Source organism: Algoriphagus vanfongensis DSM 17529, assembly GCF_000429465.1.
Lineage (GTDB): Bacteria > Bacteroidota > Bacteroidia > Cytophagales > Cyclobacteriaceae > Algoriphagus > Algoriphagus vanfongensis.
In genome coordinates this window covers 167,451-191,735 of the sequence record NZ_AUBX01000009.1, presented here as the reverse complement: position 1 = coordinate 191,735, position 24,285 = coordinate 167,451, and the positions used below count along the sequence as shown (strand labels likewise).

Sequence of the window (24,285 nt, the reverse complement as noted above, 5' to 3'; positions counted from 1 at the left end):
TGAATTAATTTTTTGGTTAAAAGACTAGGTGATAAATAATAAAGCGTTAAATATAAAACTTTCACTGAAAGGTCTCGATCTCAAGTGATGATTTCCTGTTTTTCAAAGAAGATTCGTAAGGAAATCAGGCCTTTCACAATCAAATTCCACATCCTCCAGCCTTTTGACCATACTTATCCCTGTCACATTGCTGGTAAATACCTGATCTGCTTGCAGTAAAGTTTCTTTAGGAAATAAGCCAATCTGCACATTGACACCAAGTTTAGCCAGATGTTCAAGAATGAGCCTTCTACTCACTCCGGCGATTCCGCCAGCCTCCAAAGCAGGTGTAAAAACTTGTTTTCCAGTGATCCAGAATATATTGGATGCACCGGCCTCAGCTATATTTCCTGCTGAATCACAGAGTATGATTTCATCCGCCTTCTGCTCCAGTTTTTCTTTGCCAGCCAATACATAAGGTAGAGCAGAGATAGTTTTGAGTTTGGAAAAACTGGAGTAAGCTAGATGTACAGCTGAACAAAAAACAGCATTTTCTTTGAGCTGGGGTGCAGGTACGAATGGAGCGATTTGCAGTACTTGCTCCAGCTGGTCTGTGGCTGGAGTATACCTACCCATTCCTGACCTGTAGACGGTCCACCGGATTCGCTTTTGAGTTTGCTTGGATCTCTTGATTACTACCTCTTGCAATTGTCGGGGATCTAGCTGGCCCTCGTCCAAACCTAAGACCTGACACCCCTCTCGAATCCGCTCCAAATGGTATTCAAAAAAACGAATGTCTTGCCCGTCATATACCATAGTCTCAAAAAGCCCATCCCCAAAATACATTCCTCTATTCGGATATAGTCCGGAAGAATTGGGTAGCCATTCGGATGATTGGCCGGATTTGAAAAGGACTGTTCCGAAATCGCTCATTTACTTGTTCGTTACCGTACAGTTAAGAAAACTGTCTATTTAGAAAACTCTTAAATTTCTAGAATTGAAGTGTGAATATTTCACTTAATCAAACAATAATTATCATTTTTATGCAGGAATAATTGCTTTACCTAAGATTAGCATTAAAATTGGACAAGACGGGCGATGGCTGGAAAAAGTAGCATTTTTGACATGATAGGACCTGTGATGATCGGCCCATCATCCTCACATACAGCAGGCGTGGTGCGTATCGCCCGGGCTGCGATCAGGGTGCTGGGAGGCAAGCCTGACGAGGCCTCCATCGTCTTCTACAATTCATTTGCTAGAACCTACGAAGGGCATGGAAGTGACCGGGCAATTGTGGGTGGCTTGATGGATTTCAAAACCGACGATGAGCGAATCAAACTTTCACTGCAGCTGGCGGAAGAAGAGGGATTTCAATACAAATTTAAATCCATCGGAAATTCATCAGTACACCACCCGAATACAATCAAGCTCAACTTGAGAAAAGGAGAAAAATCCGTAGAAGTAGTCGGCGAGAGTTTGGGAGGAGGATTGATTAATATTGCTGAAGTGGATGGCTTCGTGGCAAATTTCTCCGCACAAATGCATACACTCATCATCAAAGCCGATGATGTGTCTGGAGCTATTGCTTTTATTTCGTCTGTGATCGCTCAGGAAAAAGCCAATATTGCCACGATGTCTGTCTCCAGAAAGGGCAAACATGACCTGGCTTGCCATGTCATAGAAATGGATTCTGGCATCAAAACGATTACCTTGGAGTATTTACGATCTCTTAGCTGGATCAAAGAATTAATTTATATCCCTGATATTGACTTATAATAGTCAATCGACAAGGCTCAAAACCAATAAAAATGAAGAAACTTTTACTGAGCTTAGGACTCTCTTTGGGAATAGTGACTTGCGCTATTTCTCAAGAAAATCCAATCGGCCCCTTAGATCTGGAATCGGCTGTCAATTTGGCTATTCAGAACAACCTGACTCTCAAAAGAAGCGAGCTGAATCAGGAAACATTGGAAGCTACTTTGCTCCAAAACCAAGGAGCCCGATACCCCAATCTTTCTGTAGGTGGCGCGACCAACTTCAACTGGGGTCGTTCGATCAACCCGGCCACCAACTTATTTGAAACTCAACGGATCGGAAACATCAATTTGTTCGGTAGTTCCAATTTGACTCTTTACAATGCCGGAAGAATCAATAATTCCATCAAGCAATCCAAATTGGATCTTGAGCAAGGTCAGTTTAATATTGAGGCTACAAAAAACCAGATCATTCTCAATGTGATCAACCTGTATGTCAATGTGGTCTTCAATCAAGAGCAGGTCAAAATCAGCCAAAACCAACTCAATACGACTCAGGAGCAATTCCAAAGAACCAAAGTTTTGGTAGATGCTGGTTCTCTTCCCTTGGCCGATCAGCTCGATTTGGAATCTCAGCTAGCGACCAACCGGGTAGATCTGATCAATGCGCAAGCGACATTGAATGGTTCCTTGCTCAGCCTAGCACAGGCTCTTCAGATACCGTACACCTCTGATTTTCAGATCGTCAATCCAGACCTTTCAGTCGATGATGCATTTATGACTTCTGAAAACTCAGCCTCCATCTACGGCACAGCGCTGGAAATCATGCCTGAAATCAAAGCCGCACAAATCGGAATCGAAAGCGCTGAGCAAGGTGTGAAGATTGCAAAAAGTGGCTTCTATCCTACCTTGGGAGTTGGGGCCAACTTGAGCACCAACTATGTAGACATTTACGATGAGCCTTTCAAGGATCAGATAGATTTCAACTTTTCTCAGTCTGCTGGAATCCAGCTGAACATCCCTCTATTTTCACGATTGGCCAACAAAGCATCTGTGCAGCGAGCTCGTGTGCAGCAGAAACTGGCAGAAATCACCGAGTTGGAAACTAGAAACCAGCTACGCCAGGACATAGAAACTGCTTATAATAATGCAATGGCTTCCGAGCAATCCTACGAAGCATCCCTAAGTAGAGTCCAAAGTTTGGAGGAGTCCTTCCGAATTGCCAAGCAACGATTTGACTTGGGAGCTATCAACTACACCGATTTCCAAGTAGCTCAAAATAACTTGTTCAGTGCTCAGTCTCAGTTGGCATATGACAAGTACACTTATATTTTCAGAGTAAAAGTTTTAGATTTCTATCTGGGTAATCCCCTCAATCTCAACTAAACCATGGCAAACAAAAAATCCAACAAGCTCTTATATTATCTTTTAGGTGCCGTAGGTGTCATCATTATTTTCGCAGTGATAGGCAGATCTATGGGATGGATCGGAGGTGAAAATGTCATCGATATCCAGACCACCAAAGCCAGCAGCAACTCCATCATCGAAAAAGTGAGTGCATCTGGGGAAATCCAACCGGAAATCGAAGTCAACCTCAGCCCTGACGTAGCAGGTGAAATCATCGAACTCAACGTCGCCGAAGGTGACTCTGTGGCGGTAGGAAAACTTTTGGTCAAAATCAGACCTGATAACTTCATCTCGGCACTGGACAGAAGCAATGCAAACCTCAACCAGCAGCAAGCTAACTTGGCACAAGCAAAAGCAAGCTTGCAAAGAGCCGAGGCACAGTTTACCAGATCTGAACTAACCTACAATAGACAGCAAAAATTGTTTGAAGAAAAGGCCATATCTGAATCTGATTATGAGCAAGCTCAGGCAGACTACATTACTGCTCAGAAGGATTTGGAAGCTGCCAAACAAAATGTAGTTGCAGCTGAATTCGTCGTGAAAAGTTCGCAGGCATCTGTCAACGAGGCTGCAGAAAACCTCCGATTGACAAATGTGTATTCTCCTGTCAATGGCATTGTATCCAATCTTTTGGTAGAAAAAGGCGAACGTGTAGTAGGTACACAGCAGATGGCAGGTACCGAGATGCTGACCATCGCTGACCTGTCTCAAATGGAAGTACGTGTCAATGTAAACGAGAATGATATTGTGCGATTGAGCAAAGGTGACACGACGATCATCGATGTGGATGCTTATACGTTCTCAGGGAAAAAATTCAAAGGAATCGTCACCAGCATCGCCAATACAGCCAATGCAAAAGCGTCGACAGATGCTGTTACAGAGTTTGAGGTGAAAATCAGAATTCTCAACAGCTCGTACGCAGACTTGGTCGCTGAAGGCAACAAATATCCTTTCAGACCTGGGATGACCGCTTCCGTGGAGATCATTACGACTCAGAAGGACAATGTGCTTTCTATTCCTCTTTCAGCAGTGACTACCCGAGAGAATCAACTCGATACACTATCTGATGGCACGACCAAAATGAAAGAACTAGTATACGTATTGGAAAATGGTGAAGCCAAAATGGTAACTGTGAAAACCGGTATTTCTGATTTCCAAAACATCGAAATCCTAGAAGGCATCCAGGACGGTCAAGAGGTAATCTCAGGACCCTACTTCGTAGTAAGCAAGGAGCTTGAAAATGGGACCAAAGTCAATAAGACAAACGCACCGACAGCTGCTGGAGCAAAATAATCCAAGACTAAAACACAAACAAAACCTCAACTGAAACGTTGAGGTTTTTTGTTTCTATTACCTTAGAAATTTGTGGGAAGTTCTCCCTCCTTTCAATTAGTTTTAGCCCAAAGCCTTACTTACAACTATGAGTCAGCTTCTTCGAATCAAAAACATGGTTTGCCCCCGATGCATCGCCGCTGTGCAGGATTTGCTTGCAAAGCATGAGATTCCTGCCATTCAAGTCCAACTGGGTGCCATCGAGTTGGAAAACCCGTTGAACGAGGAAAAATTGCAAACCTTAGCTTCCGATTTAAAAGCTGCGGGATTTGAACTTTTGGAGGACAAAAGCGCTGGATATATCGCTCAGATCAAAGCCTTGATCATTCAGGAGATTCAGCAACTTGACCGAGAGAGAAACTCTAATTTTTCACAGATTATCTCCGAAAACATCCAGCACGACTATTCCTACCTGAGTCGCTTGTTTTCAACAGTAGAAGGGATCACGATAGAAAGATTCATCACCAAGCAACGAGTGGAAAAAATCAAAGAACTCCTCTCCTATGGTGAATTGAACCTGTCCGAAATATCCCATCAGATGGGATACAGCAGCGTCGCCTATCTTTCTTCCCAATTCAAAAAAGAAACAGGAATGACTCCGAGTGAATTTAAAAAACTATCGCATCCGAGTCGAAAATCTCTGGACGAGATCTAATCCCCTCCCGTCAAAATCTTACAAAGATCATCTGGAATTCTATAAGATTTTCCGTCCAGAAAATAGGGAGATTTGGGTATGAAAAATGAACCAGTTGAAAACCGGACTTTTCCTGTCACCGGGATGACTTGTGCAGGCTGCGCTTCCAGTGTCGAAACTATTCTCTCTCATACGGATGGAGTTCACGCAGCTTCAGTCAATTTCGCCACGAATACAGTCCAAATCGAATATGATTCATCCACCAGTCCTGATGTACTCAATCAAGCCCTGACCGATATCGGATATGGCTTGATCATAGATTCGAAAGACATCAATGAAACTATTGAGGATGAGCAATATAAAAAATATGAAGCTACCAAACGCAAAACGATTGGAGCCGCAATATTAACTCTCCCCATATTTGTCATCGGGATGTTTTTTATGCATTGGGAACCTGGAAAATGGATCTCCTTGACGCTGACGATTCCTGTACTTTTCTATTTCGGAAAGGACTTTTATATCCACGCTTGGAAGCAAGCCAAACACGGCAAGGCCAACATGGATACTTTGGTTGCTTTGAGTACCGGCATTGCGTTTTTATTCAGTTTGTTCAATACCCTCTTCCCGGAATTTTGGCTTTCCAAAGGACTGGAACCTCATGTCTACTATGAAGCCGCCACCGTCATCATCACCTTCATTTCTTTTGGAAAAATGCTGGAGGAAAAAGCCAAATCCAATACCAGTTCGGCACTCAAGAAATTAATCGGTCTACAGGCAAAAACACTGACGATACTTGGGAAAGATGGTGAAAAAACAATCTCCATCGATCAGGTCCAGCTAGGTGATCAGATTCTCGTGAAACCTGGAGAAAAAATACCGGTCGATGGAAAATTGACTCAGGGGAGCTCCTATGTCGACGAAAGTATGATCAGTGGAGAACCTATTCCAGTGGAGAAAAAACCTGGAGACATGCTATTTGCAGGGACGATCAATCAAAAAGGAAGTTTCCAGTTCATCGCAGAAAAAGTAGGAAAAGACACTCTGCTGTCCCAGATCATCCAGCGTGTCCAGGAGGCCCAAGGTAGCAAGGCACCTGTTCAGAAATTGGTGGACAAAATCGCATCTGTTTTTGTACCAACTGTCATTGGTATTGCGCTTGTCACTTTCATTGCCTGGATCAGTTTGGGAGGCGAAAATGCTTTTACCCATGCCCTACTTACCTCCATAGCGGTACTGGTCATTGCATGTCCTTGTGCTTTGGGTCTGGCTACTCCGACTGCTATCATGGTAGGAATGGGAAAAGGTGCTGAAAACAATATTTTGATCCGGGATGCCGAAAGTCTGGAATTGGGACATCGAGTAAATGCGGTCATTTTAGATAAAACAGGTACCATCACTCAAGGAAAACCAACTGTAAAAGCCATCAAATGGTCTCAGGACTCTCTTCAAGAACGTTTTGCTTCCATCCTCCTGTCCATGGAAAACCAATCAGAGCATCCTTTGGCTTTGGCAGTGGTGGCGCATCTAAAAGGCCAAAAGGTACAAGCACAGGCGATCGAACAGATAGAAAGCATTACCGGTCAAGGTGTCAAAGCTAGTTTCGAAGGAGAAGAGTTTTTCATTGGTAATCGCAAGCTTGCCGAAGATTTTCAGACAGAAATACCAACAAACTGTCAAGAACTTGCCAAGGAATGGGAATCGGAAGCCCAGACAGTGGTCTACTTTGGCAGCAGAAAGGATCTCCTAGCAGTCATCGGTATTCAGGATCAGATCAAGGAAAGTTCCGCATCGGCTATCTCCCACCTCCACAAGATGGGCATCGAGGTCTACATGCTCACCGGAGACAATCGAACTACTGCCCAATCTGTGGCTAGAGAAGTTGGGATCAAAAATTACCAAGCGGAAGTCATGCCTTCTGATAAATCCGACTTTGTCAAAAAACTCCAGAAAGAAGGCAAGATCGTAGCCATGGTCGGAGACGGCATCAATGATTCCGAAGCTCTGGCGCAAGCCGATGTAAGCATCGCTATGGGACATGGATCTGATATTGCAATGGATGTGGCAAAGATCACTTTGATCACGTCCGATCTTGAAAAAATCCCTCAGGCAATCCAACTCTCCAAGCTGACAGTCAATGGGATCAAGCAAAATCTCTTTTGGGCTTTTATCTACAACCTGATCGGAATCCCGCTCGCTGCAGGCCTCCTCTATCCCATCAATGGATTCCTGCTGGACCCGATGATAGCTGGCGCAGCGATGGCATTCAGTTCCGTTTCGGTGGTGGCAAATAGCCTCCGGTTGAAGCGAAAAAAGATTTGATTAGCTTTATTAGAGGATTTCCTAAAATTCCTTAAAACCATAAAAAAGGGCTTTAATTACAGGTAGCGTTCTGTTTTTGGACTGCGTTTTGAATCTGTATAATCACTAAAAACCAATAGATATATGAAAGCTATTTTGACATTCATCCTCAGTATGGGCTTCGTAGTCGCACTACAGGCGCAGCAAGTCCAGCAAGTACCACTCATCGAAGTACATGGCTATGCAGAGCGGTCCATAGCACCCAATGAAGCTGTATTTTATATTCAGCTAGAAGAAAAAGCAATGAAGGTCGCCGAAGCCACCAAAATGCTCAATACCAAAACAGAGCTCTTGGCAGATAAACTAAAAAAAGCCAAAATCAAGGATTACAAACTTGTAGCGGACAATTACTCTGTAGATCTCAACAGAATCTACAGAAGTGGAGTCTCTCGGGACAGTGGCTATGTGGCACGACAGTCACTTCAAGTCATCACCAACAGTAAAAATGAAGATTTGCAGAAAATATCAGAAGCTATTCAAGAAGCTGGAGATATGAGTTTCAATCTGCAATTCAGGGTCTCCGAGGCCACGAGACTTTCTCTGGAAAACACCCTCTTGACTGAAGCTTTGAAAAACGCACAATCTCAAGCCAGCCTCATCGCTGAGACCTTGGGAATTCGTAATATTCGCGTATATAATGTATCACTACAAGAGCCTAGCTATCCAGAACCTATGGTAAAAATGATGGCTGATGCCAGATTTGAAAGCTCCAATATGACCATTGCTCCTGATGATCAAAAAATTGGAAAAAGAGTTTTTGTCAAATTCACCTATTAAAACATAGTGGCTGTCCCGAAAAAGCATAACCTTTTCGGGACAGCTTTTTTTAAGCTACCAGCTTGAGCAAAAAAGTAACCGCTCCGATAATAAATCCGGCCATAAAAGCCATATAGGCATAGCGTAGGAGTCTATATTTTTGATTTAATACCAAGCTTTGATAATACAGAGATGTGGACATTTGCTCCATTATTTCATCCCTTGAATCCATCGTTTTTTTAAGCAATCCTATGTATTGATCTTTTTGGAGGTAAGACACGGACCCGAAAAATATCAAGGAGGGATTATCCAAACTTTGCCCCGGTTTCCCCACTATTTTTGGCTTGGCTGCCTGAATTGCGAAAATGGTGGATGCCAAGGAGAAAACAACAAACAGCAAAAGAGGGATATGCTCAATCAAACTGGCGCTGTCCAGCTGATTGGAGATAGACCCATACCCGATCAAAGCCGCCATGGAAGAAATCACCAAAGCATTGATACTGATGATAATGTTGGCTTTGTTGTCAGCGATTTTTAGCAGCTGGGAATTGTTGTTGAAAGTCACCCGATAAAAAGTCTGCCTTTCTCTCGATGTCTTGTCTTTTGAGACTTTGCCGATTAATTGTTCGTCCATGGAAATCGCTTATTTCCCATGAAAATAACAATATTATTGCTTCAAAATCAATGAGAAGCAGTTCCAATTAAAAAATCAGCAAACCCTGTTCGCACAAAATCTCCCAGACTTCAGATTGGGTCAATTCTTCAAAATCACCAAATTCCTCTTCATACGCCTGCTTACTATTTTTCAGTCGCTGTAGAGGCTGATGATAGCTTACCTGCTCCAGCAATTCATAGATCCAAGCTGCAAACTCAGCTGGTAATTCCATTGCGAAATCTTCTTTTTTCCCCGAAAAAACCAAATCTACGTTGTCTTCGTCGAGTTCGATAAGCTCAGGTAGCTCCCCTATCCAAAGTATCCTGCGGGAATCTTTGTAAGTCTCTCCGGACTCTTCATTCAGCTTTTGTTGAATGTAATCTGCAGGGATTGATGTGGCTGGAAGTTTACTTTCAAACCAGTTCTGAACAGGAATTTCAAAGCCCACGCCATGCATGTAATTGAAGAGAGATTTGCGAAGCCCTTCACCAAATAAATCATGGTTGGCACCAGTAGGATCCAAATGACTAAGTTCATTATTTGCAAAACTCCCCAAACTTGGATCGGCAATTGAAACACCAAATTTGGAAGGCTGCAAACCTACCGGGCTATGAGCCGTCATCGCAAAGCGGTGCCAAAATCCAGACTGCAGCACGCCTGTCTCGAATAGCTGTCGGACCATCTCCAGAGAATCAATTGATTCTTGGGCAGTTTGGGTGGGAAAACCATACATCAAATAAGCATGAACCATGATTCCCGATTGGGTAAAATGATTGCACACTTGAGCTACCTGAGCGACAGTGACTCCTTTTTGAATCAAATCCAAAAGACGGTCAGAAGCGACCTCCAGTCCTCCCGAGACAGCTATACAACCTGATGCTCGGAGCAATCTGCAAAGGTCAGCAGTGAAACTGGCTTCAAACCGAATATTCGTCCACCAAGTGACTGATAGTCCTCTTCTCAAAATCTCAATAGCCAAATCGCGCATCAAAGCAGGAGGTGCAGCCTCATCGACAAAATGAAATCCATTTTGCCCCGTTTGGCTCATGATCTCCTCTATTCGATCACAAAGTATCGAGGCATTGATCGGCTCATAGCGCTGGATGTAATCCAATGAGATATCACAAAAAGTACATTTTCCCCAGTAGCATCCATGCGCCAAGGTAAGTTTGTTCCAGCGGCCATCACTCCAAAGTCGATGCATGGGATTAGCCACTTCGATCACAGATAAGTAATCAAACAAGCGCAAATCTCTATAATCCGGTGTCCCAGTATCTCGCTGAGCTATGTCCCGTTCTCTAGAGTTGTTTTGCCAGACTACTTTTCCTGATTCTCTGTAAAAAGTTCGTTTGAGCGCTGACTTGTCGGCTTGTCCCTGCAGATGGCTGAGCAAAACTTTGAATGGAGCTTCGCCATCATCCAACGTGATGTAATCCACGAAATCAAACACCCGAGGATCTTTCAGAGATCGCAATTCTGTATTGGGATAGCCGCCTCCCATGACGATAGTCAAGGAAGGATGTGCTTGTTTGAGGTATTGGCTGCACTTGAGAGCGCCGTAGAGATTGCCGGGAAAAGGCACTGAAAAAGCCACAACTTGCGGCTGGGCAGAGTTGATTTTACCCTCTAGCAATTCACAAAGCCATTGATCCAAAAGCCCAGTTGGCTCTTGCAATTTCTCATATAAGTCATCAAATACCTTGGCAGAGATGGAAAGTTGCTCTGCATAGCGACTAAATCCAAAATTGGGATCCACTGCTTCGCTAATCAAATCTCCGATATCCTCTAGATACAAGGTAGACAGGTAGCGCGCTTTGTCTCTAATCCCCAAGCTGCCAAAAGCCCATTCCATATCATCTTGCTGATCAAATCTAGAAGCCTGCGGCAAATAGTCACCTTCAGCTATACGGTAGGCAAGAGTTGGATTCTTGTCCTGAAGAAAGTCTATGACCGTGGTGATCGTCTGCAAATAATTCCTTCGCAAGCGGTAAATTCTGGCAGCATTTTCAGACAAATCCTCCATCTGCTCGCCTACTGTATTGAAAATGATTTCCAATCCGGGTTTTGAGAAAATTTTCAATATCAACTCCAAACCCAAATCGGCTTGATAGGATGGAATTTCCAGCGTATTTAGAAATCCTTTCAAGTATGCTGTCGCCGGATAAGGCGTATTGAGCTGTGTAAATGGAGGTGTGATGAGGAGAACTTTGGTCACGGTCATGGGGTATGGCTGCCCAAAGATCTTAAAAAAGAGGAATAAAAACCGCTCACCAGCTACAAGTCCCTGCAAATACGGCAATGATCCCCTAAAAATCCTTGTACCTTTGTACTCCTATGAACACGAATGACATCCTAAAAACCCTCCGCTACACATTTGATTTCAATGATTTCGAAATGATCAATCTTTTTCAAGAAGGAGGAATGGAGGTCAATCGGGAACTGGTCAGCAACTGGCTAAAAAACGAGGAAGATCCGGAATTCAAAAAACTCGTAGACAAGGAGCTTGCTTCATTCCTTAATGGTCTGATCATACTCAAGAGAGGCAAGAAGGATAATCAAGTCCCTCCTGCTGAGAAATCTCTCAACAACAATCAGGTCTTGAGAAAACTCAAAATAGCATTGGAGATGAAAGACTCGGACATGTTGGATGTTTTTGCACTCAGGCAATTTCGCATCAGCAAACATGAATTGAGCGCATTTTTCAGAAAACCAGACCAGCACCAATACCGGGAGTGTAAAGATCAGATTCTCAGGAATTTTCTCATGGGACTCCAGCTAAAATTCAGAAGCCAGTAGAAAACTACCATTAATCTATCCTTTTCATAGGTTTGGCATTAATCCTATGGGATTTTGTATATTTTTCATCAAATTCCCTAATCAACCAATCACTAAACCCATGAAAAAATTAGATAAAAAAGACATCCCTCAGGAGGTTTTTGATCTGTATGATTACTATGCTCACAATAAGCTGGAGCGAAGGGTATTTATGGAGAAACTTTCAGCTTATGCGGTCGGTGGCATCACGCTCACTACCCTGATGAGTACCATGATGCCAGACTATGTGACCACTGCCACTATTTTGCCAGAGGATGAGCGGATGCAAAGTTCCGACTATGTGTTTTATGACTCACCTAAAGGAGGCGGCGAAATCCGAGGACTCTTATCCAAACCTGCCGGAGGAGGCAAATCTCCTGGAATAGTGGTGGTACACGAAAACCGAGGCCTGAATCCATACATCGAAGATGTAGGTAGAAGGTGTGCCGTTGCGGGATTCATCTCCATCGCTCCAGATGCGCTATGGCCACTGGGAGGCTATCCTGGCAATGATGATAAAGGGCGGGAAATGCAGCGGGAAAGAGATCGGGATGAGATGCTAGAGGATTTTATAGCTGCTTATCATTATCTTAAAAATCATCCTGACTGCGACGGAAATGTCGGCGTTGTAGGATTTTGTTTCGGAGGATGGATCTCCAATATGATGGCTGTCAAACTTCCAGATTTAGGAGCTTCGGTCCCATTTTATGGAGGACAACCCTCCGCTGAAGAAGCCGCACAGATCAAAGCTCCTCTGATGGTCCAATATGCCGGTCTGGATGAGCGAGTCAATGCCGGCTGGCCTGACTATGAAGCCGTCTTGAAAGCCAATGGAGTAGCCTATCAAATGTACATGTATCCAGATGTCAATCATGGTTTTCACAACAATACTACGCCACGATATGATGAAGCAGCAGCCAATTTGGCTTGGGATAGGACTATCGCATTCTTCAAAGAAGAACTAAAGTAAAACCATCAAATGATATGAAGAAAGGGCTGTTTGGCCCTTTTCTTTTGTCAAATCATCGAACCTTTTGGAGGCGAGAAAGCTTATACTGAGCAGAGATCAATTTTTAACTCACCCATTTTTATGCAAGAAAAAAAATTCAACATTGCCGTTTTGATTGACGGAGACAATGCGCAAGCCAAACTGATCAAAGAAATCCTAGAAGAAGTATCCAAATACGGCAAAGCTACCATTCGGAGAATTTATGGAGACTGGACCACTCCCCAGATGAATAGCTGGAAAGATGTCATCAATCAATATTCTTTTAATCCTATTCAAAAATTTGCTTATACGACTGGCAAAAACTCTACCGACAGCAGCCTGATCATCGATGCTATGGATATTCTTCATAGTAGTTCGGTAGATGGATTCTGCATTGTTTCTTCGGATTCTGATTACACAGGACTTGCCAAAAGAATACGGGAAGAAGGAATGTTTGTGATGGGAATCGGCCGTAGGATTACCCCACAGGCGTTTGTTCAATCATGCGAAATATTCACATTTGCGGAAAATCTAGGAGAAGAGGAAGAGGAGAAAAAACCTGAAAAAAGCTCTACTAGGAAAAATGTATTGCCAGCAGAAACGCCCAAAAAGAGTTCTCAGCCTCAAGTGGATCTACGCTTGATCGACCGAGCTTTTGAAATCTCCTCTGATGAAGAAGAAGAAATCCATATCGCCAAAATCGGCGCCTCCTTGAGAAAAATAGATCCCAGTTTTGATCCCCGATCTTATGGCTATAGAAATCTGACTGAGCTCTTTCGGAGTTTGGACAAATATGTAGTGGTTCGCAATGAAGTCAATGGCCTCAACTACCCTCTGGTCAAATTGAAATAGTAGGTGCTTGTAAGCATCTTGATACTATTCTTTCGGGATAGACAGAAATTCATTTATAGATCCTACGTGTTTCGGATGACAATATAAATCTCAGAAAATCAAAAAGTTTTAATTCTCATTACCACTTTCAAGTCTTTTTGTCGCCTATAGATCTATAACCAAAAATCTATACGCCATGAAAAGACTTATTTCATTTCAAGCATTTTTCTGCTTTCTGTCACTTCATGTTTTCAGGGCCTGTAATTCGCGTAGTGACCCCGACCCTATTAAAACTTCTCCCGATGCGGAAACCATTTCCGAATACCTCCTCAATCTAGGTACGGACCCAAACAAGCTCCTGAATGAGCAGGATATCCCTAGAACTGAAAAGGGGAGCGATAACACCAGCACCAATTAATCCAAGAGCTATTGAATAATAGTCAACCGAAAGTCAGGGAAATTTTAGAACTTAAGAAAAAAACTCTTGTATGAAGAATACTTTCTACATTCTGTGTTTCATCGCTTTTTCCTGTTTTTCATTTAAGGTCTCAGGGCAAACTTGGGATAAAGAATCACTCAGACAACTCGATTTGGCCTGGGAAGAGGCCAATCTGCATCCAAACCCTGACTTTTTAGAACAACTATTGGCAGAAGATTTTATATGGATTCACAATCACAACTCCATGACAGACTCAAAGACGACGGTAGTAGAGCGAGCTCAAAAAGCCCTTCAAAATAAAAACCCAAACCCCAATTCTATTACACGGTCAAGAGAATCTCGAGAAGTTACGGTCATTTTATCTGGAAGCACCGCAATAGTGACAGGTATCACTGTAGTAGACAGAGGCCCAAGCCCTACCACGTATCATTTTATGAGAACCTACGTCTGGAAAGACGGCAACAGCCAACTCTTAGCTAATCATACAATGGCCATCCCTGATGAGGAGCTTTAAATTCAAACCTATTATTACTTCCTAATCCGCTCAAATGAAAAAAACAATACTAGTTGCCACCATCCTATTCCCAATTTTCGGCTTTGCGCAAAGTCCAAGCAGACAGCAGCTGGATCAACTGACCGATCAAAGCTGGCTCCATGGACTTGATCTCCTGACCGAAATCGTGTCTATGCCCAATGACGCTACTTACCCAGAGCAGATTGAGATCAATATCCAATGGTGTGAAGATCAATTTGCTAAGAGAAGCTGGCAATCAGAAAGACTGAAAACGGGAGGGATTCCCTTGCTGTTAGCCGAGAAAAAGCAACCGGGTGCCAGCAAGACTGCACTTTTCTATTTTCACATAGATGGTCAAGCTGTGGATCCCAGTAAATGGCAACAGGCCGATCCATATATTCCATCCCTCAAATCACCCGCTGAAAATGGAACATGGGATTCATTGCCCATTTCCACTTTGATAGAAAATTATGATCCAGATTGGAGAATATTCGCTAGATCCACGTCAGATGACAAAGGACCTTTTGCAATGTTTCTGACAGGATGGGACGCCATGACATCGGCAAACCTATCCCCTGACTATAACATAAAAATCATCTTGGATTTTCAGGAAGAGAAAGGATCGCCACTTTTACCCACAGCAGTAGCTCAGCATCAAGAAAAGCTCCAAGCAGACCTGATGCTGATCATGGATGGACCGAGGCATACCTCCAACCTTCCTACGCTTAGCTATGGAGCTAGGGGGATCTCTAGAATGACATTGACCACCTATGGTCCGAAGGCTCCCCAGCATAGCGGGCACTACGGTAACTATGCCCCCAATCCCGCATTGCTACTTTCTCAGCTCCTTGCCAGTATGAAAGATGAAGACGGAATGGTGATCATCTCAGGTTTCTATGATGGGATTACACTTACCGACGAGGAATTGGAAATCCTGCGATCTGTCCCGGATGATGAGAAAGCTATTCAAAGCCGCCTAGGCTTGGGGAGAACAGATCAAGTTGGAAATTCCTACCAAGAAAGTATTCAATATCCCTCTCTCAATATCCGAGGGATGCAATCTGCCTGGGTGGGAGCTGAAGCACGGACGATCGTACCAGCAACTGCATTGGCTGAACTTGATATGAGATTGGTCCCTGAGTCTGACCCTGAGAGATTGTTTGATCTCATCAAAAAACATATCCGATCACAGGGGTTCGAAATAGTAGATCATGACCCAAGTGATGAAGAGAGGATGCGTTTCCCGAAAATTGTCAAAATGGATTATTCTATTTCTTACCAAGCCTTCCGTACCCCCATGGACTCTCCTATTGGTGATTGGTTGAGAAGTGCGATGAAAAGAGCCTTTGAGCAAGATCCAATTCAGATCAGAATTTCTGGAGGAAGCATTCCGATTTCTCCGTTTGTAGATGCTCTCGGTATACCAGCTGTGACCATCCCTACAGTAAATGCTGACAATAACCAACACAGCCCCAATGAAAACATCAGATTGGGCAATTATAAAGAGGGAATCACAACTATCCTCAGTATTCTCACCCAGCCTATGAATGCTGTTCCGGTAGAGAAAAAATAAACAAATAGGGATAGATGACTTTTAATCTATCCCTGACTTTTTGAAACTATAGAGATATGGAGCCTTGTGCGAACCTCCGGAGAATAGCTTTTCATGTCTCTCCAAAATCCCCAAACTGAGCATTTTCCTTTGAAAATTAGCCCTATTGAGATTTTCACCCAAAATAGCCTCATAGACATTCTGGAGTTCTTTCATCGTAAATCGCTCCGGCAAAAGATTAAAAGAGAGTAATTTCTGATCCAAGTGCGTCCGGAGATGTTCCAAGGCTTTGACTACGATGTGATTGTGATCAAAGAGTAATTCTGGTATTTCCTCGACATTGTACCAGCCAATAGAATCGGATAGCAAATCCTTGGCAGGCTCCACCTTTTCATAATCTATCAAGGCATAATAACCGATGGAAATAAACCGATCGAGCAACCAAAAATCTGCATCAACCTGCACATTTTGCTCTTTTAGAATCGTCTTCATCGTTTCCGGCTTCCACCTTTCCAGCGAACCAAACGTGTGAAACTGCTCCAAATAGATTTCCTCCAGTCCAGTTCTCTCTTTGAGACCACGGGATACAGCTTCGTCCAGCGTTTCCTCAGTTTTGACAAATCCACCTGGCAAAGCAAACCAACCTGTGTTGTGATACTCCATCAATAGGATTTTCAGCTTTTCACCTGAAAAACCAAAAATGGCAGAATCATAAGCAATGTGCGGGAGATAGAGAGCTGGATCGGGCTTGGGCATTTTTATCAATTTTTCTTCAATTAAATAGGATTTCAGGGGAATAGCAATTACTATTGTTTCCACCTGAAACAATAATCCCAAAATATGAAATCTTCAGTAGCTTTAGTTGTCTTCATACTTCTAATTTCCTCCTTTGAAAATGGTTCTTTGGCTCAGGCCATCAATTCTTTTGAGGTTCAGACCCAAATCAAGAATGGCATGATAGAGGGATATTATGACACGAAGACTGGGGTGCAAAAATACTTTGGTATTCCGTATGGACAAGCTCCCGTGGGAGAATTGAGATGGAAGGCTCCCCTGCCAGCCAAAAACTGGAGCGGTCTAAAGGAAACGAAGAGTTTTGGTCCGAGAGCTATGCAAGCTCCTGTATTCGGTGATATGAATTTCAGATCTGATGGCATTAGTGAAGATTGCCTTTACCTGAACGTCTGGACACCGGCCAAAAGAAATACCGAAAACCTACCCGTATTGGTCTACTTCTATGGAGGTGGATTTGTGGCGGGTGACGGTTCCGAACCACGCTACGACGGAGAAAGCATGGCCCAAAAAGGAATTGTCGTCGTGACAGTCAACTATAGATTGGGGATTTTTGGTTTCTTTTCCCATCCCGAATTGAGCGAAGAAAGTGAGTACAATGGCTCTGGAAACTATGGGCTTTTGGACCAAAATCTAGCCCTGAAATGGGTTCAGGACAATATTGAGGCTTTCGGTGGAAATCCTAAAAAAGTAACCATCGCAGGAGAATCTGCGGGTTCCATCTCTGTCAGTTATCAGATGGCCTCTCCCCTTTCCAAGGATTTGATCGCAGGAGCAATTGGTGAAAGCGGGGCCGGGATTCACCCGACTTTAGCTCCGATGGCTTTGGAAGAAGCTGAAGCAGTGGGAAAGGAATTTGCAGAAAAAGCAGGTTATCCATCTTTGACAGAGCTTAGAGCGCTTTCCAGCAGAGAGGTTTATGAGATCTATCAAGAATCCGGTCGATTTGGTTTTCCCGTGACTATCGATGGCTATTTCCTTCCCAAAACCTTACCTGAGATCTTTGCAGCAAAAGAACAGGCGCAGGTCCCTTTATTGGCAGGTTGGAATTCGGCAGAGATTCCCGGAGCAGCATTTATGCAGGGGAAACCTTTCACGAAAGAAGCTTTCGAAGAAAAAGTAAAAGAAACCTATCCACAAAGATGGCAAGAGGTACTGGATGCTCACCCGCATGAAAGTCCCGAGGAGATTGAATGGGCAGCTACCAATCTTGCCGCTGATAGATTTATCGTGTATTCAACCTGGAAATGGCTGGACCTTCATGCCAAAAACTCTGATCAACCCGTATATCGCTACCTATATTCCAAAACCAGGCCTCCACTGAAGGATCAAAACCTGATGCCCGGACTCGCTGGAGGTACGATGGAAAGAAATGGACAGGAAGCACCTAAACCACTAGGCGCACCTCATGCATGCGAAATCGAATATGCCATGGGCAATCTTCACTTAGTTCATGATTATGCTTGGACGGCGGAGGATTTCAAAGTGTCTGAAATCATGCAAAACTACTTTGCCAACTTCATCAAAACTGGCAATCCTAATGGAGAAAACTTAGTAAAATGGACAGCGATGAAAGGAAGCGATTCTCATCCTCCCTATCTCAACATCGATGTAGCTCCTCAAGAAATCAAATCGGAAGTAGAGTCACGCTATCACTTCCATGACAGCTATTACGGCAAAAAATAACCAATCAATCAACCAGCGAATCAGGCTTTCCCTAGACAGGGAAGGCCTTTTTTGTAGAGCATCCCCTAGAAATTTGAAAGTTTGGATTGGGAATATTGGAGAAATACACGAAACTGAGTTTGTATATTTAATCACCGTATAACAGCTGAAAAATTAAAACAGACTTAAAAAAAGACATGATGGAAAGATACATAGACGGGTTTGTATTTCCTGTTCCCCGAATTCACCTTCATGAATACAAGAGTGTCGCTGAAAAAGTAGCGGAAATCTGGAAAGAACATGGGGCCCTTGACTACTTTGAGTATGTCGGAGATGACTTAAAATTGGAGGGTACTCGCTCTTTCATTGAATTGGTGGATTTAAAAGAAGATGAAGTAGTTGTTTTTGGCTGGGTTGTTTTCCCTTCAAAAGAAGTTCGAGATCGAGCAAACAAAGAGGTTCCTGCTGATTTAAGAATGACCGATTTAGTTGCTCCATTGATAAACCCCCAAAGATTGATTTTTGATGCTGAAAGAATGGTGTATGGTGGATTTCAACCACTTGTTCAATCGAATACAGGAAAAGTCGGGTAAGTGAGACTTTTGTACGTTGAATAAGAAATGGAAAAAGGAATTGCTCAATTCTGAAACAAACCAGCTAAAAGCCAAAACACTTCACCTCAGAAGTCAAATACTCCAACTCAGAGGTGAAACACTTCAGTAAATGGCTAAAACATTTCAGTTCTAAGCTGAAATATCGATATTCAGGATAGTGCTTTTAAATGCTTACTGTTTGGGAGTGGTTACATGCAACTTATATATCCCTATTCCCCTCGACGAAAAGCATAGCAGTTACTTCGTTTCCATCAAAGATGGTAAATTTGTAGAGGAAAAATTGGAGGTGTTTTTTTGAGGTAAGAATATATTATTGAACTAAAGTGATGGGATTCCAAATATTATAAAATGACTTCATTTCTTTTTAGTTTGATAATTTTGCTCGTTGGGGTTGTTGGGATTTTTGTAACACTTGCCTTCATCATAATTGCAATTACCAAGCGAAAATCTAAATATTGGAAAAAGTGCATTTATAGTTTCCTGATTTCTGGAGTTGTTGTTATTTTAATTATTCTTGTTCATGAGGTAATCCTATTTCCTCCAAATCCTAAATTGGATGATCTCGTATTGTCGGCATACAGGGAGGCTCCTATTGGTGGTTATTGGCTTGGTTTATATCAGGATTCAACTTGGGAATTTGGCAACTCTCCCAGAGAGCTAGATTTCAATGGAACTTATACTATTCATGGAGATACACTAATCCTAAGCAACTCCCCGGGGTCAACATTTTACAATGGTAAATCTTCCAATCAATTCCTTATTCAATCCGAAAACTTGATTGAAATAGAAAATACAGGAATCAAAGGGTTGAAAATCGGCCTAAATAATATTTCTAATCAATAGTGGCGATTTAGACTGACTATAACCTATGAGAAAAATTTCGAATTCTGAAAAGCGGTTCTTGATGGTCCTTTTAAAGCTATCTGGCTTAAAAGTTGAAATTCCTGAAATGGTAATCCAATTGAAAGATGGAAAAATGGGTTCAACTTCATTTGACTTAACTCAGAATCAATCAAGGTCTGAAAGGATTGTTGCAGGAAATTTTATTGATGATGATGGAATCTTAGTTGATTTCGAGTTAACAATGGATCTCCATGGGAACTTATTCGAACTTGATTTTTGGAAAGTTGACTTTAGCCAATTAGTCTCTTTCCCGGAAGAGAATGAAATAGAAATTACTTATTCTGGAGATTTGTAAAGACACAAACCTTTGCGTTTTTTTAGTGTTATTGGGAGTGGTAACTAGGTGCTTAAACATCCCTATTGCCCGCAAAAACCATCTTTAAGGTTCCGTAGTCATACTTATCCTTGAAATGTTCCCGAAGTTCTTTTACGGTCTTAAACTTTTCCAAACTTGCCATAATCTCAATAATCACCTCCTGAGGAAGACAATCTTCCAGCTCAAATCTACCTGAGGCTATACCTTCTGCCATGTGACTTTTGATAGTCGATGAGGCCAAGCCTCTTTCCAGAGCGATCACCTCCACATTTTTGCCAGATTCAAACAGTTGAAAAGTGACTTCCTGAGAATCTCCTTTTTGTCTTTTCGGCGACAAACTTCCTTTCTTTCTCTTTCCCGTTTTGGATTTGATAGTCTTGAGTTTCTCAGCGGCTACTTCTTTGGCATGAAGAAAAAATTGCTTCCTCAAATCCTGAATGGCATAGTCTACTTTAGGCATTTTCCCAGGTACTTCTCCCTTGCTAACGGCAAAAACTATACTTCTTATTTTACTGATATCCAGGTATTTTCGAATCACCAACTCTTCTATAGCCTCTAGCTCTTCTTGGATTTTTTGAGTTTTCGTAAAACTCGAAATCATAGTCAGCTGAAGCGCTAATTCCTGAAGTCTATTGGCCAAAAAATTTCTAAAATATTCTCCTCCTTTTTCCAGTCTTTCTTCCAACTTTTCAAAATCTCCAGCATGAAGCAGATGAAGCAATTGCCTTCGAAACTTCTCAGTCACCTCTGACTCACCTCTGAATTTTTCCAGCATCTTTGGCATGACAGCCTGCATTTCCTCATCTTCAAATTCCATGGTCCCCTCTTGGCTCTGGGTATGCTGAGCCAGTTCCCGCATCACTTGAGAAAAATCAAAGGTACCCTCTAGCATATGATGGAGGTAGCGCTTTTGGTGTAGCTGAAGGAGCTCCCCCAGTTTCTGATGAGCCTTAGAGTTTTGGGAAAAACTCACAACCTGCTGATCGGAATGGACTAAGTTGGATTGAATCCTACTGCGAAGTATCAAGCCATCCAAGCTCCTCAACCTACTCAAAGCCACATACACCTGACCTGGAGCAAATGCCTGTCCCACATCGATGATTGCCTTGTCAAAAGTCAAACCCTGACTTTTGTGCACGGTCACTGCCCAAGCTAGCTTCACTGGAAAGTGGGAATAGGTGCCCACAACTTCTTCATCCAGCTCCTTGGTAGTTGGATTTAGTAGGTACTTTTTATTTTCCCAGACTTCTTTGCGCAAAACATAATCCCGCTCCTCATCTTTCATCACCACGGTGATGGAGTCTTTGGATAGCTCGGTTACCGTAGCCAATTTTCCATTGAAATAAGAAGCCATCCCAGAGCTGTCATTTTTGACAAACATGATCTGCGCCCCTTCTCTCAATTCCAAAGTTTCGGGTAAAGGGTGGAGAGAATCAGGAAAGTCTCCTTCGATCTCCGCTCTGTAGCTATAAGCTTTTCCTTTCAGACTTTCCAACTCGCTCTGATTGATTTGATCAGCTTTGTAGTTGTGTGTCGTAATCGTGATGCATTCCTTTTCTTCTTTGATCTCGGCGCTACTTTTATAATAGCTATTCAACAGTCGAATGTCCTCATCCGTCAGTTGATTATCCCGAAGATTATTGAGCAAATCAATAAAAACGGAGTCTTGCTGTCTGAAAATCTTATCCAGTTCCAAATAGACCAAGCCGGAGTTTTGAAGGGCTTTGGCCTCGAAAAAATGAATACTTGAATAAAACCGATTCAAAACTCCCCACTCCTGATCCCTTACGATTGGTGGCAGCTGATACAGATCACCAATCAGCAAAACCTGCACCCCTCCAAAAGGCTCATTGAAATTCCCTTTGACACTTTTCATCCGGAAGTCTATTGCATCCAGCACATCTGCCCTCAGCATACTCACCTCATCGATGACTAGCAGTTCGATAGCTCTCAAAACCGACTTTCTGACCTTATTCAAGGGATGCCTTCGGCTTAGGGTATGCTGCGTATAAAAACCATGCTGATCCGTATAATTGCCCTCAGGCTCACGTACCGGCAGGAAACTTCCAAGAGGCAATAGAAACTGTGAATGTATCGTCACTCCTCTGGCATGTAGCGCAGCTATCCCGGTTGGGGCTAGTACGACGTAGTTTTTATGTGTCTCATTGGCCAGCTTTCGCAAAAAAGTAGTCTTACCAGTTCCCGCTTTCCCCGTCAAAAAAATCGGGGCTGAGGTGCTGTTGACAAATTGTGCGGCGAGTTTAAGTTTATCTGTTTCTACTTCCATCTTCAATTATTCCTTGAAAAAAATACAAGCACAAAACTAAAAACCCTCTGGCAATCCCCCTATTCCTCTCCTGCTTTTTTACTGACGCCTGCTTCAATGTCATTTTGAGAAAGTAGCTTTACCAAGCCGCCAGGGGCGATTTCCATCAGGCCTGACTTGGTCGTCAGCCAGATATAGTTGAAAGGACTGCGATACATATTCCTTGCTGTATGATAGTTGGCAGTCCGGTAGTTCTTCTTGGAAGGCAAGTTTTCGGAACGGATAGCCATATTAGCGAGCATGGAGGCACCACCTTTGACTTGCCCTGAATTGGCGCCTTTATGTACTTCCAGTTTCAAATTTTCATAATCAAAAATCAATTGAGCGGAAGCCATCCTTTCATGGGCCTCCATTTTCAGGTGCAACTTATGCAATGTTCCAGACTCCAAAGTAATCTGTGCCAAAGGCAGCAAAAGCGGATTGAGTTGCTCCAGGTTCATTTCACCAATCGTCAAATCCAAGGAAAAGAAATCGTCATGATATGGAATTCTGAATTTTGCTTCGATCGGTGCCTTGCCGAGCAAGCTAGTCGTCACATCAATCGTGAGTTCTTGAGATTGCTGAAGTGAGTCCACGGTGATCAGCCCCAGAATTTTCGCCTCCATATTTTCAAATCGGATTTCCCCACCTTTTCTCTGCCCTTCTGGTATCTCCAGGTAGGAAATGATCGTGTTTTTCACCAGCAGCGTATCGACGTCCAGAGGAAAAGGGACTTGCGCTAGCATACCTCCAAACATAGGCTTGATGGGTTCCTCCGGTCGAGGTCTGTTTTTGTTACGCACGTCATTCATGACCAAACTATCGACAATCATCATCTGAGAAATCACAGACCAATTGCCATAGAGGTCGCTTCGCGCATCTAGGTTTTCAAATCGCAGCTCCTTGAGATCCAGCTCGATCAAATCGGTCTGATAGGTTTCATCAAATGATTTCTCCACCAAATCCTGATCATAATTCATACTGATGCCTTGTAAGGAAAGATACTGTTCGCGAAGATTGAAATTGATCGAAGCAACTTCCAATTTATGACCTGCGGAAAGCTCCATTTTCAGATTTTTGATACCGGTCATGATCTGATCCAGTTGGAAAGGAACTACATGACTCACTATCACAGAATCTGTCTGCACACCTTCGGCGTAGATATTCAGATCCGTAAACGTACCAAACCTACGAAGGCTATCTTCCTGAACCAGCAACTCAGCAGTCCCATCCTCAATGACAAAGTTGTGAATAATACCACGACTGACCAGATCACCGAAAAGGTTTTGAAATTCCTTGGATCCTTCCTTATTGTGGGCAGAAGAATCTTTTTTGATCATTCTGAAAGAAGGCTTCACCAGTCTCAATTCCCCTATTTCAATTTCCTTGTTAAAAATAAAACCAAAGAGATTGACCCGACTGAGTTTCATCCTGTCAAGAGATCCATTGATCTGTACTGGGAGATCCTCTTTGAGCGGCACCAGCCTGATATGATTGAGATCTACCCTTCCCTGAAACAATTTGACATCCACTTCCTCAAAAAGTAAATCGTAATTGCGGGTATCTCTCGTATTGATGGAACTCTCAAGCTTGTGACTGATCCACTTTTCAGCACCGATGGCCAAGACAAAGCCCAACAGAAGTACCCCCAAAACAATCCCGACTATTTTCTTCATA

The 24,285-nt window shown here is 42.9% G+C and carries 22 protein-coding genes; 16 read left to right on the top strand and 6 right to left on the bottom strand.

The window, feature by feature from the left end:
* Positions 1-102: 102 nt before the first annotated feature.
* Positions 103-912, bottom strand: coding sequence for an aminotransferase class IV (locus tag G460_RS0102025; RefSeq protein WP_026953805.1), 810 nt, complete (start codon positions 910-912; stop codon positions 103-105).
* Between the two features lie 165 nt (positions 913-1,077).
* Here G460_RS0102025 and sdaAB point away from each other — a divergent pair, with 165 nt between their 5' ends.
* The 6 genes from sdaAB to G460_RS0101995 all read left to right on the top strand — a co-directional run bounded on the left by sdaAB (position 1,078) and on the right by G460_RS0101995 (position 8,241).
* Positions 1,078-1,755, top strand: coding sequence for an L-serine ammonia-lyase, iron-sulfur-dependent subunit beta (sdaAB, locus tag G460_RS0102020; RefSeq protein ID WP_026953804.1), 678 nt, complete (start codon positions 1,078-1,080; stop codon positions 1,753-1,755).
* A 32-nt stretch (positions 1,756-1,787) separates the two neighbouring features.
* Complete coding sequence (locus G460_RS0102015; RefSeq protein ID WP_026953803.1) at positions 1,788-3,119, top strand: TolC family protein; 1,332 nt, start codon at positions 1,788-1,790, stop codon at positions 3,117-3,119.
* A gap of 3 nt (positions 3,120-3,122) precedes the next feature.
* Positions 3,123-4,433, top strand: coding sequence for an efflux RND transporter periplasmic adaptor subunit (locus tag G460_RS0102010; RefSeq protein ID WP_026953802.1), 1,311 nt, complete (start codon positions 3,123-3,125; stop codon positions 4,431-4,433).
* Positions 4,434-4,560: 127 nt separating this feature from the next.
* Positions 4,561-5,127, top strand: coding sequence for an AraC family transcriptional regulator (locus G460_RS0102005; protein ID WP_026953801.1), 567 nt, complete (start codon positions 4,561-4,563; stop codon positions 5,125-5,127).
* Between the two features lie 78 nt (positions 5,128-5,205).
* On the top strand, positions 5,206-7,425 hold the full coding sequence (locus G460_RS0102000; protein WP_026953800.1) for a heavy metal translocating P-type ATPase: 2,220 nt from the start codon (positions 5,206-5,208) through the stop codon (positions 7,423-7,425).
* Positions 7,426-7,548: 123 nt separating this feature from the next.
* Positions 7,549-8,241: an SIMPL domain-containing protein gene (locus G460_RS0101995; protein WP_026953799.1), complete on the top strand. Its 693-nt coding sequence runs from the start codon at positions 7,549-7,551 to the stop codon at positions 8,239-8,241.
* Positions 8,242-8,290: 49 nt separating this feature from the next.
* Here G460_RS0101995 and G460_RS0101990 read toward each other — a convergent pair whose 3' ends face one another.
* Together G460_RS0101990 and G460_RS0101985 are read right to left on the bottom strand one after the other, a co-directional pair.
* Positions 8,291-8,854: a Pycsar system effector family protein gene (locus G460_RS0101990; protein WP_026953798.1), complete on the bottom strand. Its 564-nt coding sequence runs from the start codon at positions 8,852-8,854 to the stop codon at positions 8,291-8,293.
* A gap of 67 nt (positions 8,855-8,921) precedes the next feature.
* Entirely contained in the window at positions 8,922-11,096 is a 2,175-nt protein-coding gene (locus G460_RS0101985; protein ID WP_026953797.1) for a B12-binding domain-containing radical SAM protein, read from the bottom strand.
* Between the two features lie 113 nt (positions 11,097-11,209).
* Here G460_RS0101985 and G460_RS0101980 point away from each other — a divergent pair, with 113 nt between their 5' ends.
* The 6 genes from G460_RS0101980 to G460_RS21255 all read left to right on the top strand — a co-directional run bounded on the left by G460_RS0101980 (position 11,210) and on the right by G460_RS21255 (position 16,034).
* On the top strand, positions 11,210-11,671 hold the full coding sequence (locus tag G460_RS0101980; protein ID WP_026953796.1) for a YehS family protein: 462 nt from the start codon (positions 11,210-11,212) through the stop codon (positions 11,669-11,671).
* A 100-nt stretch (positions 11,672-11,771) separates the two neighbouring features.
* The gene (locus G460_RS0101975) at positions 11,772-12,659 is read left to right on the top strand and encodes a dienelactone hydrolase family protein (RefSeq protein WP_026953795.1); all 888 of its coding nucleotides are present in this window, start codon (positions 11,772-11,774) and stop codon (positions 12,657-12,659) included.
* A gap of 120 nt (positions 12,660-12,779) precedes the next feature.
* Positions 12,780-13,529, top strand: coding sequence for an NYN domain-containing protein (locus G460_RS0101970; protein WP_026953794.1), 750 nt, complete (start codon positions 12,780-12,782; stop codon positions 13,527-13,529).
* Between the two features lie 175 nt (positions 13,530-13,704).
* A complete protein-coding gene (locus G460_RS23140) occupies positions 13,705-13,926 on the top strand; it encodes a hypothetical protein (RefSeq protein WP_026953793.1) in 222 nt (73 codons plus the stop codon).
* A gap of 70 nt (positions 13,927-13,996) precedes the next feature.
* Entirely contained in the window at positions 13,997-14,461 is a 465-nt protein-coding gene (locus tag G460_RS0101960) for a nuclear transport factor 2 family protein (protein ID WP_026953792.1), read from the top strand.
* 34 nt (positions 14,462-14,495) lie between these two features.
* Positions 14,496-16,034 carry a M20/M25/M40 family metallo-hydrolase gene (locus G460_RS21255; RefSeq protein ID WP_035463747.1) on the top strand — a complete coding sequence of 513 codons (1,539 nt, stop codon included), beginning with the start codon at positions 14,496-14,498 and terminating at the stop codon, positions 16,032-16,034.
* 21 nt (positions 16,035-16,055) lie between these two features.
* Here the strand turns inward: G460_RS21255 and G460_RS0101950 are convergent, their stop codons facing one another.
* Positions 16,056-16,769, bottom strand: coding sequence for an NUDIX hydrolase (locus G460_RS0101950; RefSeq protein ID WP_035463887.1), 714 nt, complete (start codon positions 16,767-16,769; stop codon positions 16,056-16,058).
* A gap of 84 nt (positions 16,770-16,853) precedes the next feature.
* On the opposite strand from G460_RS0101950, the gene G460_RS0101945 reads away from it, so the two are divergent.
* The 4 genes from G460_RS0101945 to G460_RS21250 all read left to right on the top strand — a co-directional run bounded on the left by G460_RS0101945 (position 16,854) and on the right by G460_RS21250 (position 20,282).
* Positions 16,854-18,491: a carboxylesterase/lipase family protein gene (locus G460_RS0101945; protein WP_026953790.1), complete on the top strand. Its 1,638-nt coding sequence runs from the start codon at positions 16,854-16,856 to the stop codon at positions 18,489-18,491.
* Between the two features lie 176 nt (positions 18,492-18,667).
* Entirely contained in the window at positions 18,668-19,063 is a 396-nt protein-coding gene (locus G460_RS0101940) for a DUF1428 domain-containing protein (RefSeq protein WP_051315875.1), read from the top strand.
* Between the two features lie 369 nt (positions 19,064-19,432).
* Positions 19,433-19,927, top strand: coding sequence for a hypothetical protein (locus G460_RS0101935; protein ID WP_026953788.1), 495 nt, complete (start codon positions 19,433-19,435; stop codon positions 19,925-19,927).
* Between the two features lie 25 nt (positions 19,928-19,952).
* Positions 19,953-20,282 (top strand): DUF6984 family protein, encoded by a 330-nt coding sequence (locus tag G460_RS21250; protein WP_157366845.1) that lies wholly within the window; start codon positions 19,953-19,955, stop codon positions 20,280-20,282.
* A gap of 52 nt (positions 20,283-20,334) precedes the next feature.
* Here G460_RS21250 and G460_RS0101925 read toward each other — a convergent pair whose 3' ends face one another.
* Both G460_RS0101925 and G460_RS0101920 read right to left on the bottom strand, forming a co-directional pair.
* Positions 20,335-22,590 carry a helix-turn-helix domain-containing protein gene (locus tag G460_RS0101925; RefSeq protein ID WP_026953787.1) on the bottom strand — a complete coding sequence of 752 codons (2,256 nt, stop codon included), beginning with the start codon at positions 22,588-22,590 and terminating at the stop codon, positions 20,335-20,337.
* 59 nt (positions 22,591-22,649) lie between these two features.
* Positions 22,650-24,284: an AsmA family protein gene (locus tag G460_RS0101920; RefSeq protein ID WP_026953786.1), complete on the bottom strand. Its 1,635-nt coding sequence runs from the start codon at positions 24,282-24,284 to the stop codon at positions 22,650-22,652.
* Position 24,285: the final 1 nt, after the last annotated feature.